Origin of the sequence: Haliovirga abyssi (genome assembly GCF_030295325.1) — a bacterium.
Lineage (GTDB): Bacteria > Fusobacteriota > Fusobacteriia > Fusobacteriales > Haliovirgaceae > Haliovirga > Haliovirga abyssi.
Genome location: NZ_AP027059.1, coordinates 2,053,365 through 2,068,605, shown reverse-complemented (window position 1 = coordinate 2,068,605; position 15,241 = coordinate 2,053,365). Strand labels below are relative to the sequence as shown.

The window sequence follows — 15,241 nt, the reverse complement described above, 5'->3', positions numbered from 1 at the left end:
TAATCTTAATGTCTTTTTGTTTTGTTGATTTTTATAATGTAAAAAGGTATAATAGAATAAGATATAATTGACAATTGATAATAGAAAATTGATAATAGAAAGAAAAAAATATTAGCAATAATTAATTTAATAAATATAATTTAATAAATATAATTTAATAAATATAATTTAATAAATATAATTTAAGAAATAAAAGAGTTAGAATTTTGAAATTTATATACTGGAGGTAAAAAATGCATTTATGGTTTACAAAAGGAGTAGGATGGATAGAAGCGATAACAGGAAGTATGTATTCTGGAAAAAGTGAAGAACTAATCAGAAGATTAAAAAGAGCAGAATTTGCGAATCAAAATATAATTGCTTTTAAACATTCTATTGATAATAGATATGATGAAAAAAAAGTTGTGTCTCATAGCAAAAATATGATAGAGGCAATTCCTGTATCTAATGTGGAAAGTATGAAAAAATATGTGAACGAGATGGAAAATTTAGATGTAGTGGGAATAGATGAAGCACAATTTTTTGGTCAAGGTATAGTTGAATTTGTAGAAGAGTTGGCTAATTCTGGAAAAAGAGTTATATTAGCAGGACTTGACCAAGATTTTAGAGGAGAACCATTTCATCCTATGCCAGAATTAATGGCAAAAGCAGAATATGTTGATAAATTTAACGCAATATGTGTAGTATGTGGTAATCCAGCTTCAAGAACTCAAAGAATAATAGATGGAGAACCAGCATATTATGATGACCCAGTTATAATGGTAGGAGCTAAAGATTCATATGAAGCTAGATGTAGAAAATGCCATATTGTAAAAAATAGAGATGAAAAAAATAATAAATTATATTTTATAGTTGGGACAGGTACAGAAATAGGAAAAACATATGCTACTTTAAAATTAATAGAAGAAGATATAAAAAATAGCAATAAAGTTATGGCATTAAAACCTATAGAAACAGGACTTGAAACTTTTGATAATTATAAAGGTTCAGACAGTTATAAATATAGTGAAAAATTAAATAAAAAAATATCTGATATTAATTTATATTTTTTTAACAAACCAGTTTCACCTCATATGGCATCAAAATTAGATAATAAAGAGATAAATATAAAAAAAATAAAAGAAAAAATAGACGAAAATTTAAAAAATAATGATATTGTGTATACAGAAGGCGCTGGAGGATTATTAGTACCATATACAGAATATTATACATATTTGGATTTAATAAAAGAATATAAAGACAAATCAGAAGTTATAATTGTAACAAATAATAGTTTAGGAACAATAAATCATACTCTTTTAACGATAAATATTTTAAAAAATGAAGGAATAAAAATAAAAGGATTGGTTTTTAATAATAGAAATAATATAAAAGATAAAGAATTTTTAAATGAAAATATAAGAATTATAGAAAAAATGTCAGGACTAAATGTGTTGAAAAATATTGAATATGAAGGTGATTAATGTGAAAATTAAGGGATTTACCTTAATAGAACTTATGATTGTAATTGCTATAATAGGAATATTAACATCAGTAGGTAGTGCTAAATTTGATAATTATTTAGAAAGTGAAAAATTAGATAAAGCATTATATAAACTTAAATATGATATAGTATATATGCAGACTTTGAAATATTCTTCAACTGAAAATTATATGATAGAATTTAGAAAAGATATTAATGGAGTAACTGTAAATGGTTTGGCTGGAGAAAGCTTTGATTATGTATGCTTTAATGATAAAAATGGAGATATGATTCCAGATTATACCACTAATGAGGATACAAATGAAATATTAAAAGACCCATTAACTAAAAAGTATATGATGTATAAATTTGACAGCAAAAAATATAGTGATTCACTATTTAGAAATGTAGAGATAAAAAATGTGGATTTATATAATGGTAGTAGTCAAAAAAAATATAAAGTATGGTTTGATAAATTAGGTGGATTAAGAGTTAGGAATAGCTCTGGTAGTGATTGGGAAGATATAAACAATTCTGGAGAAACAAATGGAGAACCAAATACAGATAGAAATTTTATAGAGTTTGATTTAATATTAAAGAGCAGCGAACATAAAAAATTAATAATATATCCTCTTACAGTAGATATGTTGGTAAAATAATTAGAGAATGGAGAAAATTAATTATGTTAGAGTTAGATTTAAGAAAATTAGAAAAAAGTAAAAAATATGGATATCTATTTTGGATTTGGTATGATGGAACTAAATTTACATCTTTTGATGAAAATAAAAATAAAATAAGTGTAAAAAGTGAATTTAAAAGAATATTAAATGAATTAGGAATAACTTGGGCAAAGGGAGTTCAGCAATCAGCTAGAACTGATAGTAATGTAAGTGCAACTGAAAATATATTATATATTAGCAGTAATTTTAATGGAGATATTATTAAATTAAAAAGTGAATTTAATAATATAGCTAAAAATTTTGGAATAATAAAAATAGAAAAAACAATTTCAGGATTAGTTTTACCTGACATTGTAGAAGGAAGAGCTTATGAATATAGCTATCCTCTAAGTAAACTTAATAAAACTATAGAAGAGATAAAGAAAATATGTGAAGATTTAAGTGGCGAATATGATGTAAGTAAATTTTCTGATGAAAAGGGAAAAAAATTAAAACAAAAAATTAGGAAAGTAAAAATTAGCTATGATGGAGAAAAGTTTATATTCGAAGGAAATTCTTTTATGCCAAAACAGATTAGAATAATGTTAAATTATATTGTAAAGGGAGAATTAAAACCTGCAAATCCAAAATATTTAACTCTTAAAAATATAAATTTAAAAAAAGATATAGAGAATCTATTTTTTAAGCAGGATAAAACAGTTGAAATAGAAAATGTACTTAAAGTTGAAAAACTAAAAGATATATATTTTTTATATGTAAATAAAGAAAAAAGAGGCGAGATAATAGGTAAAAATGGAAAAAACATTAAATCAATAAAGAAAAAACTTGGGAAGGTAATAGTAAAAGATGTTTAATAGAGTTAAACAATTAATAAGATATGTTTTTCCAAATTATACAGGTAAAGATGAAAATATGGCTAGAAAATATCTTGATAAATATGAATTTGAATTGTTTGATAATATGAGTAATTATGATAAAAAACATAGTATAAATATATTAAAAGATATTTTAAAAGATATAGAATTAAAAGATAATAAAAAAATAATAAAATTGGCTTTGTTGCATGATATAGGTAAAGAAAAAGATATAAATATTGTGGATAGAATTTTACATGTAATATTAAAAAACAATAGCAAATTATCAAATCATACAATAAAAGGATATGAAAAATTAAAAAAGTATAATATTGAAATGGCAAAGCTTATATTAGAACATCACAATAAAAATATTAAAAATGAAGAATTAAAAAAATTTCAAAAGTTAGATGATAATAATTAGGAATGGATTAAAAACAGGTTACATATTCTATGTGCTCTAATTAGTTACTTTTTGTAAATAAATAACTCTAAAAAAAAGGAAAATTTATTTTTTGTAGTATATTATAATTACAGAGGAATTTATAATATAATTTTCTGAAAAAAGAGGAGGAGATTACAATGAAAAGAAGGTATTTAGTTTTATTGATGGCGTTAGTGTTGGGTGTTATGAGTTTTGGAGAGACGATAAAATTAACAAATGGAGAATGGGCACCTTTTAATGGAGCAAAATTAAAAGGATATGGATTTGCAAGTGATGTGGTAACAAAAACATTTGCAAAAGTAGGAGTGGATGTAGAATATAAGTTTTTCCCTTGGAAAAGAGGTTATATATTAGCTCAAAGAGGTAATTATGATGGAACAGTTTCTTGGGGAAAAGTAGGAGATAGAGAAAATTATTTTTATTTTAGTGATGAGCCAATATTATCAGGAGAAACAGTTTTTTTCTATATGAAAGGAAATGATTTTACTTGGGATAAATTAGAGGATTTAAAAGAGAAAAGAATAGGCGGAACACTGGGATACTCTTATACAAAAAGTTTTAAAAATATTGGGAAAAAATTAGATTTAGCTCATACTGATCTGCAAGGGTTTAAAAAACTATTTGCAGGAAGGGTTGATATTTTTATTCTTGATTTGGATGTTGGATTAAAACTAATAAGAGATAATTTCACAAAAGAACAACAAGCAAAATTTAGATATAATAAAAAGCCGATGGAAAAGGTGAGTTATTATCTTCTTTTATCAAAAAAAGTTTCTAAAAGCAAAGAGTTAATAAAAAAATATAATAAGGGATTTAAAATGTTAAAAGATAGTGGTGAATATGATAAGATGGTAAAAGCTTTAAGAAATGGTGAATATGAATAGAGAAGGTTATGAAAGAGCAAAGGTATTTTTACCTTTGCTCTTTCTTTAATTAATTAGGAAAGTATAAATTTATTTTGAAAATAAGTTATGCTGTTTTTTTAAGTATGTGATTTTTCAAAACAAAACTTTTCAGAAGCCAAAAAATTAGAAAAATATCTAAAAATGCAGATTTTATAATAAAGATATGATGAAGGATTTAAACAATTGAAAAATAGTATTTAATGTGATAAAATGAAAAAAGAATTAAGAAACGGGCAATTGTAACTTAATTTAGAATTATAAGGGGTGGTTTTTAAATGAAAAAAATACCATACGGATTACAAAATTTAGAAAAAATATTAGATGAAAACTATTTTTATATAGATAAAACAAAATATATAGAAAATTTAGAAAATTTAGATGAACAATATATAATGTTTTTAAGGCCAAGAAAATTTGGGAAAACATTATGGATTGATACATTAGGGAAATATTATGATATAAATTATAGTGATAAATTTGACAAAATATTTGGAGAATTATATATAGGAAAAAATCCAACTTCAAGAAAAAATAGCTATTATATTATAGAATTTAATTTTTCAGGATTGTCAACAGAAAATAAAGATATATTAAAAAATGGATTTAAGTTAGAAGTATATGAAAAATTAAAAACTTTTATAGAAAAATATAATTTAAAAATCATTTTAGATAAAGCAATAGAAGAACCAGCTGTTTTGTTGAGGAATTTTAAAGAGGAGTATGAAAGGATTGGACTAGAAAGAAAAATATATGTATTGATAGACGAATATGACCATTTTGCAAATGAGTTATTAAGTTTTAAATTTAATGAATTTAAAAATATAGTAAGTAAAACAGGATTTGTAAGAAAATTTTATGAAGTTCTAAAAGAGAGTACAAAAACAATAGTAGATAGAATATTTATGACAGGAATAGCTCCAATAACATTAGATAGTATAACAAGTGGATTTAATATAGTGAAAAATTTAAGTATAGATAGAGAATTTAATGAATTAACAGGATTTACAGAAGAGACAGTAATAGAGTTATTAAAAATGTATAATATACCAGCAAATGTATTAGAAGATATGAAAAGAAGTTATAACGGATATCTATTTAATTTAATAGGAGAAAAAACAGTATATAATACAGATATGGTATTGTATTTTTTAGCAGATTATTTGCGAGAAAATAGGAAACCACAAAAAATAATAGATGTAAATATAGCAAGTGATTATAAAAAAATGGAAAATATGATGAGATTAAGTCCGAAAAGTCAGGAAATAATAGATGAAATAATAGAAAATGATGGAGTGACAGGAGAATTAATAGATAGTTTTAATATGGAAAGAGAACAAAAAAAAGATGATGCAATAACATTACTGTTTTATTTGGGATATTTAACAATAAAAGAGGAAACATTTAAAGGAATAAAATTAGAAATACCAAATTATGTAATGAGAAAACTATTTTATGAGAGTTTTATGAGTTATATTGACAGAGAATATAAAGTATATGCCGAAACAAGTGATATAAATAAATCAATTGGAGAATTAATAGAAATCGGGAATATAAATCCCCTATTAAAATTAGTAGAAAAAGTGTTGGGAGAATTATCAAATAGAGATTTTATAAATTTTGATGAGAAACATTTAAAAGCAATAATGATGGCCTATTTAATAAAAAGTCCATGGTATTATATTGAAAGCGAAAGAGAGATGAAAAAAGGATATATAGATATATTGGTAACTAGAAGATATGAAAAAGTACCATATGAAGCAATGATAGAATTGAAATATATAAAGAAAAAAGAGTGGAAAGATTTATCAAAAGATATAGGCAAAATAGTAGAAGAAGGAAAAGAGCAACTATATAGATATTTAAATGATAAAAAAATGCAGGATAGGAAAAATATGAAAAAATTTGTGATATTATTTGTAGGTGATAAATTAGAAAAAGTTGTTGAATTTGAATGAAAAAATAAGCTATGTTTCATTTTGTAAAATAATAAATGTTTTTCTAAAGTTTATTTTTCTTCTAATGTAATCTTGTAGTTTAAATTTTTTAAAATCTGAATTGTAATCTAAGAATAAAAAAATAACTCTAAAAAAAGGAAAATGTATTTTTTATAGTATATTATAATTACAGATGAATTTATAATATAATTTTCTGAAAAAAAGGAGGAGATTACAATGAAAAGAAGGTATTTAGTTTTATTTATGGTGTTAGTTTTGAGTGTTATGAGTTTTGGAGAGACGATAACATTAACAAATGGAGAATGGGCACCTTTTAATGGTAAAAAGTTAAAAAATTATGGATTTGCAAGTGATGTTGTGAAAAAAACATTTGCAAAAGTAGGAGTGGATGTAGAATATAAGTTTTTCCCTTGGAAAAGAGGATTTATATTAGCTCAAAGGGGTAATTATGATGGAACACTTTCTTGGGGAAAAGTAGGAGATAGAGAAAATTATTTTTATTTTAGCGAAGAACCAATATTATCAGGAGAAACAGTTTTTTTCTATATTAAAGGAAATGATTTTACTTGGGATAAATTAGAGGATTTAAAAGGGAAAAAAATAGGTGGAACACTTGGATACTCTTACATAAAAAGTTTTAAAGATGTTGGAAAGAAATTAGATTTAGCTCCAACTGATGTGCAAGGATTAAAAAAATTATATGCAGGAAGAGTTAATATTTTTATTAGTGATTTAGATGTAGGATTAAAGTTGATAAGAGATAATTTCACAAAAGAACAACAAGCAAAATTCAGTTATAATAAAAAGCCAATGGAAAAGATGAGTTATTATCTTCTTCTATCAAAAAAAGTTTCTAAAAACAAAGAGTTAATAAAAAAATATAATAAGGCATTTAAAGTGTTAAAAAATAGCGGAGAATATGATAAGATGGTAAAATCTTTAAGAAATGGTGAATATGAATAGAGAAGATTATGAAAGAGCAAAGGTATTATTACCTTTGCTCTATTTAATAGAAAAGTATAAATTTATTCAGAAAATAAGCTACGCTGTTTTTTTGAAATATGCAATTTTTCAAGGCGAAATTTTTCAAAAGCCAAAAATTTAGAAAAACATTTAAAAATGGAGATTTTATAATAAAGATATGACGAAGGATTTAAAAAATTGAAAAATAGTGGTGAATATGATAAAATGGAAAAAGATTTAAAAAATGGTGAATATGATGGTGTTGAGTAAGAGTAAGTGGAATTTTAAGCTGATTTTTATATTATAATATGAGTTGGAATTATAAGGGGTGGTTTGTAAATGAAAAAAATACCATATGGATTACAAAATTTAGAAAAAATATTAGATGAAAACTATTTTTATATAGACAAAACAAAATATATAGAAAATTTAGAAAATTTAGATGAACAATATATAATGTTTCTAAGACCAAGAAAGTTTGGAAAAACATTATGGATAGATACATTAGGGAAATATTATGATGTAAATTATAGTGATAAATTTGACAAAATATTTGGAGAATTATATATAGGAAAAAATCCAACGTCAAGAAAAAATAGTTATTATATTATAAAATTTAATTTTTCAGGATTATCAACAGAAAATAAAGATATATTAAAAAATGGTTTTAAATTAGAAGTATATAATAAATTAGATAGTTTTGTAAAAAAATATAATTTAAAAATAAAATTAGATAAAAATTTAAAAGAGCCTGCAGAACTGTTAAGAGATTTCAAAAAGAAGTACGAAGAATTAAAAATAGAGCAAAAAATATATGTATTAATAGACGAATATGACCATTTTGCAAATGAGTTATTAAGTTTTAAATTTAATGAATTTAAAGATATAGTAAGTAAAACAGGATTTGTAAGAAAATTTTATGAAGTTCTAAAAGAGAGTACAGAAACAATAGTAGATAGAATATTTATGACAGGAATAGCTCCAGTAACATTAGATAGCATAACAAGTGGATTTAATATAGTGAAAAATTTAAGTATAGATAGAGAATTTAATGAATTAACAGGATTTACAGAAGAGACAGTAATAAATTTATTAAAAATGTATAATATACCAGCAAATGTATTAGAAGATATGAAAAGAAGTTATAACGGATATCTATTTAATTTAATAGGAGAAAAAACAGTATATAATACAGATATGGTATTGTATTTTTTAGCAGATTATTTGCGAGAAAATAGGAAACCACAAAAAATAATAGATGTAAATATAGCAAGTGATTATAAAAAAATGGAAAATATGATGAGATTAAGTCCGAAAAGTCAGGAAATAATAGATGAAATAATAGAAAATGATGGAGTGACAGGAGAATTAATAGATAGTTTTAATATGGAAAGAGAACAAAAAAAAGATGATGCAATAACATTACTGTTTTATTTGGGATATTTAACAATAAAAGAGGAAACATTTAAAGGAATAAAATTAGAAATACCAAATTATGTAATGAGAAAACTATTTTATGAGAGTTTTATGAGTTATATTGACAGAGAATATAAAGTATATGCCGAAACAAGTGATATAAATAAATCAATTGGAGAATTAATAGAAATCGGGAATATAAATCCCCTATTAAAATTAGTAGAAGAAGTGTTGGGAGAATTATCAAATAGAGATTTTATAAATTTTGATGAGAAACATTTAAAAGCAATAATGATGGCCTATTTAATAAAAAGTCCATGGTATTATATTGAAAGCGAAAGAGAGATGAAAAAAGGATATATAGATATATTGGTAACTAGAAGATATGAAAAAGTACCATATGAAGCAATGATAGAATTGAAATATATAAAGAAAAAAGAGTGGAAAGATTTATCAAAAGATATAGGTAAAATAGTAGAAGAAGGAAAAGAGCAACTGCATAGATATTTAAATGATAAAAAAATGCAGAATAGAAAAAACATGAAAAAGTTTGTGATATTATTTGTAGGTGATAAATTAGAAAAAGTTGTTAAATTTGAATGAAAAAATAAGCTATGTTTCATTTTGTAAAATAATAAATGTTTTTCTAAAGTTTATTTTTCTTCTAATGTAATCTTGTAGTTTAAATTTTTTAAAATTTGAATTGTAATCTAAGAATAAAAAAATAACTCTAAAAAAAAGGAAAATGTATTTTTTGTAGTATATTATAATTACAGATGAATTTATAATATAATTTTCTGAAAAAAAGGAGGAGATTACAATGAAAAGAAGGTATTTAGTTTTATTTATGGTGTTAGTTTTGAGTGTTATGAGTTTTGGAGAGACGATAACATTAACAACTGGTGAATGGGAACCATATACAGGGGAAAAATTAAAAGGATATGGATTTGCAAATGATGTGGTAACAAGAGCATTTGCAAAAGTAGGAGTAAATGTAGAATATAAATTTTTTCCTTGGAAAAGAGCGTTTATATTAGCTCAAAGAGGGAAATATAATGGTTCTAATTGCTGGAATAAATCAGCGAAAAGAGAAAAATATTTTTATTATAGTGAAGAGTCGATAGTAGTGGGGAAAACAGTTCTTTTTTTTATGAAGGGAAACGATTTCACTTGGAATAAATTAGAAGATTTAAAAAGTAAAAGAATTGGAGGGACTTTAGGATATTCTTCTGTAAAAATTTTTGAAAATATAGGTAAAAAATTAGATTTAGCTCCAACAGATTTACAAGGATTTAAGAAATTATTTTCAAAAAGAGTAAATATTTTTATTTGTGATTTAGATGTAGGATTAAAATTAATAAGAGATAATTTTACAAAAGAGCAACAAAAACAGTTTCTTTATAATAAAAAGCCATTAGATACAAGTGGTTCATACTTAATTTTACCAAAACAATTATCTAAAAGTAAAAATCTTATGAAAAAATTTGATAAAGGGTTTAAAATGTTAAAGGATAGCGGAGAATATGATAAGATGGTAAAAGATTTAAGAAGCGGAAAATATTAATAGATAAGATTAAAAAAGAGCAAAGGTATTTCTATCTTTGCTCTTTATTTAATAGAAAAGTATAAATTTATTCAGAAAATTATATACTGTACCCTATAAGATGGAGACATGCCTATAAAGAGCAAGGAGTATTAGGGTTAAAGATGATAGAAGAAAAGAGAACTCTGGATGACCTTTAGAAAGAGAGCTATCTTTAGAGGAGAAATATGAAAGGCTTCAAGTGAAAAATGATTATCTTCAAGCGGAGATTGATTTGCTAAAAAAAGCTAGACGTGCGAGAAAGAGAGGTGAACGGTAAATTAATTGAATTATCGCCATCAGAAAAGTTTGTTATAATCAAAGATGCAATAGAAACAAGTGGTGTAAAAAATATTATAAAATATTTATGTGAAGTTGCAGAAATATTTAGAATAAGTTATTATAAATATTTGTCTGAAACTTCAAAAACAAATAAAAGTAATCAAGAATTAGAAGATGAAAAAGCAAGAGATTTAATTATAAAAGCATATGAATTCAAAGGGAGACAAAAGGGAGCGAGACAGATAAAAATGACTTTAGAAAATAAATCAGCTTAACTACTTTTTTTAAAGTACTTGACAAAGGGTACATATTAAAGCATAGCTTATTTTTTTATTATTCCAATAAAGAATGAAAAGAAACAGTTGACAAACAATAAGAAAAGATGTATAATAAATTTGTAATCATTACAAATTAGTAATTTTTATTCCGGAGAGAGCAGAGATAAAATAAAAGTTTAAAACTGGAGGTAAAATGAAAAAGATAATAATAATTGGAAATGGAATAGCTGGAATATCAGCAGCAGAAACAATTAGAAAAAAAAATAAAGATTATGAAATAAAATTATTGTCAAAAGAGAACTATAATACATATTATAGGCCAACAATCCTTAGGTATGTTTTAGAAAAAGAATTTAAAAATAAATTTTATGTAAAAGATGAAAAGTGGTATAAAGATAACAATGTTTTAAATTTTACAAATACTGAAGTAAAGAAAATTAATAAAAAAGATAAAAATATAGAACTAGATAATGGAGAAATTCTAAAATATGATAAATTAATTTTAGCAACTGGAAGCAGTAGTTTTATTCCACCAATAAAGAATAAAGATATTAAAAATGTACATACATTAAGAACATTAGATGATGTGAAAAATTTAAAAGAAGATATGTTGAATTCTAAAAAAGCAGTAGTTATTGGTGGTGGAGTATTAGGACTTGAGGCAGCTTGGGGAATGAAAAAATTTGGATTAGATGTGTCAATAATAGAGGTCGCAAGTAGAATTATGCCAAGACAGTTAGATGGAAAAGGGAGCGAAATATTAAAAGCTGCAATTGAAAAAGAAAATATCAAAACTTATATTGGAGATTTTATAAAAGAGATATTAGGATATGAAAAAGTAACAGGAGTAAAATTAGATAATGGAACTATTATAGATACGGATATTGTAGTAATATCAGCAGGAGTAAGGCCTAATATAGAGTTAGCAAAAGATGCTGGACTAAATACAAACAGAGGTATTGTAGTAAATGGATATATGCAAACTAGCGATAAAGATATACTTGCAGCAGGAGATTGCGCAGAGCATAATGGTAAAATTGCAGGGATATGGATAGTAGGAATGAAACAAGGGAAAATAGCTGGAGAAAATATATTTGAAGAAAATATAGAATATAAAGAAGAATCACAAGCAATAAACTTTTCAGGAATAAATACAAAGATATATTCAATAGGAAAAGTTTTAGATGATAGCGAACCAGATTGTGAATATAAAAGATATGAAAACAGAGAAAAAAATGAATATAAAAATCTTTATTTTGAAGATGATAGAGTAGTAGGTGGAATATTTGTAGGAGATACAAAAAATAGTAATAAGTTAATGGGATGTATAAAAAATAAGATGACAAAAGAGGAAACGATAAAATTGATTTTTGAAAAATAAATAAGTTGAATGAAAAAATAAAATTATAAAAGTTCATAAGAGAACTAATAAAAACAGGGGAGGTAGTTAGAAATGGCAAAGAAATTAGAAGTGTACAAATGTGAAGTATGTGGAAATATTGTAGAGGTGTTACATGGTGGAGCAGGAGAATTAGTTTGTTGTGGAAAACCAATGGTATTACAGGAAGAAAAGATGGCAGATTCTTCAACTGAAAAACATGTACCATTTATAGAAGAATTAGAAAATGGGTATAAAGTAAAAGTGGGAGAAACTACAGCACATCCAATGACGGAAGAACATTATATAGAATGGATAGAATTATTAATAGATGGAAAAGCATATAGAGAATTTTTAAATCCTGGGGATGCTCCAGAGGCTATATTTTATGTAGAAAAAGGAAAAGCTGTATCAGCAAGAGAATATTGTACTTTACACGGATTGTGGAAAGGGTAAAAAAATAAAATTAAAAAAGGAGAAAGAGAAAAATGAATAAAAGAGTAGAAGAAGTATTAAACGTACAAATAAATAGAGAGATATATTCTTCATATTTATATCTTTCAATGTCAGCTTATTTTAATGCAACAGGATTAAAAGGTATGGCAAATTGGACAAAAATTCAATATCAAGAAGAGTTGTCACATGCTATGAAAATGTTTGATTATGTAAACGAAAGAGGCGGAAGAGTAATATTAGAGCAAATAGAAAGACCAGCTATAGAATGGACTTCTCCATTAGATGTATTTGAAGGAGTATTAAGTCATGAAGAATATATAACAAAAAATATAAACGAATTGATGTCTATAGCAACAGAAGAAAAAGATTATGCTACAGTTAACTTTTTACAATGGTTTGTAGGGGAACAAGTAGAAGAAGAAGCTAATGTAAATGAGATATTGGATCAATTGAATTTAATTGGAGATAATAAAATGGGATTAGTTATGTTAGATAAAGAATTAGTACAAAGAGTATTTGTAGATCCTACATTGAACATTTAAAAAAATATTAGGGGGTAGATATTAATGAAAAGTTTAAAAGGGACTGAAACAGAGAAAAATCTATTAAAATCATTCGCTGGAGAATCACAAGCAAGAAATAGATATACATATTTTGCATCACAGGCGAAAAAAGATGGTTATAAACAAATAGAAGCTATATTTATAGAAACTGCAGATAATGAAAAAGAACATGCTAAAAGATTTTTTAAATTTTTAGAAGGTGGAGATTTGGAAATAACAGCTACATATCCTGCAGGAAAAATTGGAACAACATTAGAAAATTTAAAAGCAGCAGCAGCAGGGGAAAATGAAGAGTGGACAGAATTATACCCTGAATTTGCAAGAGTGGCAGAAAAAGAGGGGTTTGCAGAAGTAGCACAAGCTTATAAAGCAATATCAAAAGTGGAAAAAGAACATGAAGAAAGATATAAAAAATTAATAGAAAATATAGAAAATGACAAAGTATTTAAAAAATCAGAAGTTGTAAGATGGAAATGTAGAAATTGTGGGTATGTCTATGAAGGAGAGGAAGCACCAGCAAAATGTCCAGCTTGTTTACATCCAAGAGATTATTTTGAATTAAAAGAAAAAAATTATTAAAATATCTTGACTTATTTTATAATTTACAATACAATAATAGAGTATCATTAAATTATAAAGTAATATGATAATATACAAATACTAAAAACAGGAGGAAATTAATATGAAAAAATATGTATGTGTAGTATGTGGATATGTGTATGACCCAGAAGTAGGAGATGCAGATGCAGGAGTAGCAGAAGGTACAGCATTTGAAAATTTACCAGAAGATTGGGTATGTCCAGTATGCGGAGTAGATAAAGACCAATTTGAGGAGGCTTAAATATAATGAAAGCCGTTGAGATGAAAAAAGGCATTTATTGGGTAGGTGGAATTGATTGGGATATTAGAAATTTTCATGGATACCTTACTCAAAGAGGAACAACTTATAATGCTTATTTAATAATAGATGAAAAAATAACTTTGGTTGATACTACAAAATATTATTTAGTAGATGAATTATTAGAAAGAGTTTCATCAATAGTTGATCCATCTAAAATTGATTATGTAATATCTAATCATGTAGAAATGGACCATTCTGGAGGATTGCCTCGTGTAATGGAGATAGCTAAAAATGCTACTCTAGTAACAGCACCAAATGGAGCAAAAGGATTAGCTAAACATTATGACACAAGTAGTTGGAATATAAAAACAGTTTCAACTGGTGATAAACTTGAATTAGGAAAAAGAAGTATAGAATTTATTCTTACACCAATGGTACATTGGCCTGATAATATGGTAGGATATATGCCAGAAGAAAAGATTTTATTCTCTAATGATTCTTTTGGACAACATATAGCTAGTTCTGAAAGATTTGATGATGAATTTCCTAGTGAAATTATAATAGAAGAAGCAAAAAAATATTATGCTAATATTGTAATGTCATATGGAATGCAAGTTGGAAGAGAATTAAAAGAAGCTTCAGGATTAGATATAGAGATGATAGCACCAAGTCATGGATTGATATTTAGAAAACATGTAAAAGAGATAATAGATAGTTATGTAAAATGGTCTTCAAATATTGTAGGGAAAAAAGCTTTGATTGTATATGATACAATGTGGGGTTCTACAAAAAAAATGGCATATGCACTGCAAGATGCTTTTGAAGAAAAGGGATATATGACTTCTATGAAAAATTTACAAAATAATCATATTTCAGATATTATAACTGAAGTTTTAGATGTAGAATATATTTGTGTAGGATCTCCTACTTTAAATAATAATATGTTACCTACAGTAGCTTCATTTCTTACATATTTGAAAGGGCTTACACCTAAAAATAGGAAAGCAATAGCTTTTGGTTCTTATGGATGGGGAGGTCAAAGTGTAGCTCAGATAGAACAATATTTATCTGATTCTAAATTTGATATAAAGTTAAGCAAGAGATTATTATATATACCAAGTGAAGAAAATTTAGAAGAATTAAAAGAAGAGTTGAAAAAATTATTATAAATAAAAGGCCTA

Annotated in this window: 16 protein-coding genes; all 16 read left to right on the top strand. The window is 25.2% G+C overall.

Features of this window, described 5'->3' with window-relative positions; all coding sequences use genetic code 11:
- The first annotated feature begins 233 nt into the window (after positions 1-233).
- The 16 genes from RDY08_RS09135 to RDY08_RS09060 all read left to right on the top strand — a co-directional run bounded on the left by RDY08_RS09135 (position 234) and on the right by RDY08_RS09060 (position 15,229).
- Positions 234-1,463, top strand: coding sequence for a thymidine kinase (locus RDY08_RS09135; RefSeq protein ID WP_307904079.1), 1,230 nt, complete (start codon positions 234-236; stop codon positions 1,461-1,463).
- A gap of 1 nt (position 1,464) precedes the next feature.
- Positions 1,465-2,121, top strand: coding sequence for a pilus assembly FimT family protein (locus RDY08_RS09130; RefSeq protein WP_307904077.1), 657 nt, complete (start codon positions 1,465-1,467; stop codon positions 2,119-2,121).
- A 23-nt stretch (positions 2,122-2,144) separates the two neighbouring features.
- Positions 2,145-2,996: a pseudouridylate synthase gene (locus tag RDY08_RS09125; RefSeq protein ID WP_307904076.1), complete on the top strand. Its 852-nt coding sequence runs from the start codon at positions 2,145-2,147 to the stop codon at positions 2,994-2,996.
- Positions 2,989-3,420 (top strand): HD domain-containing protein, encoded by a 432-nt coding sequence (locus RDY08_RS09120; RefSeq protein ID WP_307904074.1) that lies wholly within the window; start codon positions 2,989-2,991, stop codon positions 3,418-3,420. Before RDY08_RS09125 ends, RDY08_RS09120 begins: the two co-directional genes overlap by 8 nt.
- A gap of 158 nt (positions 3,421-3,578) precedes the next feature.
- Entirely contained in the window at positions 3,579-4,325 is a 747-nt protein-coding gene (locus tag RDY08_RS09115; RefSeq protein WP_307904073.1) for a substrate-binding periplasmic protein, read from the top strand.
- A 296-nt stretch (positions 4,326-4,621) separates the two neighbouring features.
- Positions 4,622-6,301: an AAA family ATPase gene (locus RDY08_RS09110; RefSeq protein WP_307904072.1), complete on the top strand. Its 1,680-nt coding sequence runs from the start codon at positions 4,622-4,624 to the stop codon at positions 6,299-6,301.
- 216 nt (positions 6,302-6,517) lie between these two features.
- A complete protein-coding gene (locus tag RDY08_RS09105) occupies positions 6,518-7,264 on the top strand; it encodes a substrate-binding periplasmic protein (RefSeq protein ID WP_307904071.1) in 747 nt (248 codons plus the stop codon).
- 339 nt (positions 7,265-7,603) lie between these two features.
- Positions 7,604-9,283 (top strand): AAA family ATPase, encoded by a 1,680-nt coding sequence (locus tag RDY08_RS09100; RefSeq protein WP_307904070.1) that lies wholly within the window; start codon positions 7,604-7,606, stop codon positions 9,281-9,283.
- A 217-nt stretch (positions 9,284-9,500) separates the two neighbouring features.
- Entirely contained in the window at positions 9,501-10,244 is a 744-nt protein-coding gene (locus RDY08_RS09095) for a substrate-binding periplasmic protein (protein ID WP_307904069.1), read from the top strand.
- 287 nt (positions 10,245-10,531) lie between these two features.
- Positions 10,532-10,819 carry a hypothetical protein gene (locus tag RDY08_RS09090; RefSeq protein WP_307904068.1) on the top strand — a complete coding sequence of 96 codons (288 nt, stop codon included), beginning with the start codon at positions 10,532-10,534 and terminating at the stop codon, positions 10,817-10,819.
- Positions 10,820-11,015: 196 nt separating this feature from the next.
- Positions 11,016-12,203: an NAD(P)/FAD-dependent oxidoreductase gene (locus tag RDY08_RS09085; RefSeq protein ID WP_307904067.1), complete on the top strand. Its 1,188-nt coding sequence runs from the start codon at positions 11,016-11,018 to the stop codon at positions 12,201-12,203.
- Between the two features lie 72 nt (positions 12,204-12,275).
- On the top strand, positions 12,276-12,656 hold the full coding sequence (locus tag RDY08_RS09080) for a desulfoferrodoxin (protein WP_307904065.1): 381 nt from the start codon (positions 12,276-12,278) through the stop codon (positions 12,654-12,656).
- Positions 12,657-12,688: 32 nt separating this feature from the next.
- Complete coding sequence (locus RDY08_RS09075; protein WP_307904063.1) at positions 12,689-13,198, top strand: ferritin; 510 nt, start codon at positions 12,689-12,691, stop codon at positions 13,196-13,198.
- A gap of 24 nt (positions 13,199-13,222) precedes the next feature.
- Complete coding sequence (gene rbr / locus RDY08_RS09070) at positions 13,223-13,798, top strand: rubrerythrin (RefSeq protein ID WP_307904062.1); 576 nt, start codon at positions 13,223-13,225, stop codon at positions 13,796-13,798.
- A 103-nt stretch (positions 13,799-13,901) separates the two neighbouring features.
- The gene (rd, locus tag RDY08_RS09065) at positions 13,902-14,060 is read left to right on the top strand and encodes a rubredoxin (protein ID WP_307904061.1); all 159 of its coding nucleotides are present in this window, start codon (positions 13,902-13,904) and stop codon (positions 14,058-14,060) included.
- A 5-nt stretch (positions 14,061-14,065) separates the two neighbouring features.
- Positions 14,066-15,229, top strand: coding sequence for an FprA family A-type flavoprotein (locus tag RDY08_RS09060; protein WP_307904060.1), 1,164 nt, complete (start codon positions 14,066-14,068; stop codon positions 15,227-15,229).
- Positions 15,230-15,241 lie beyond the last annotated feature (12 nt).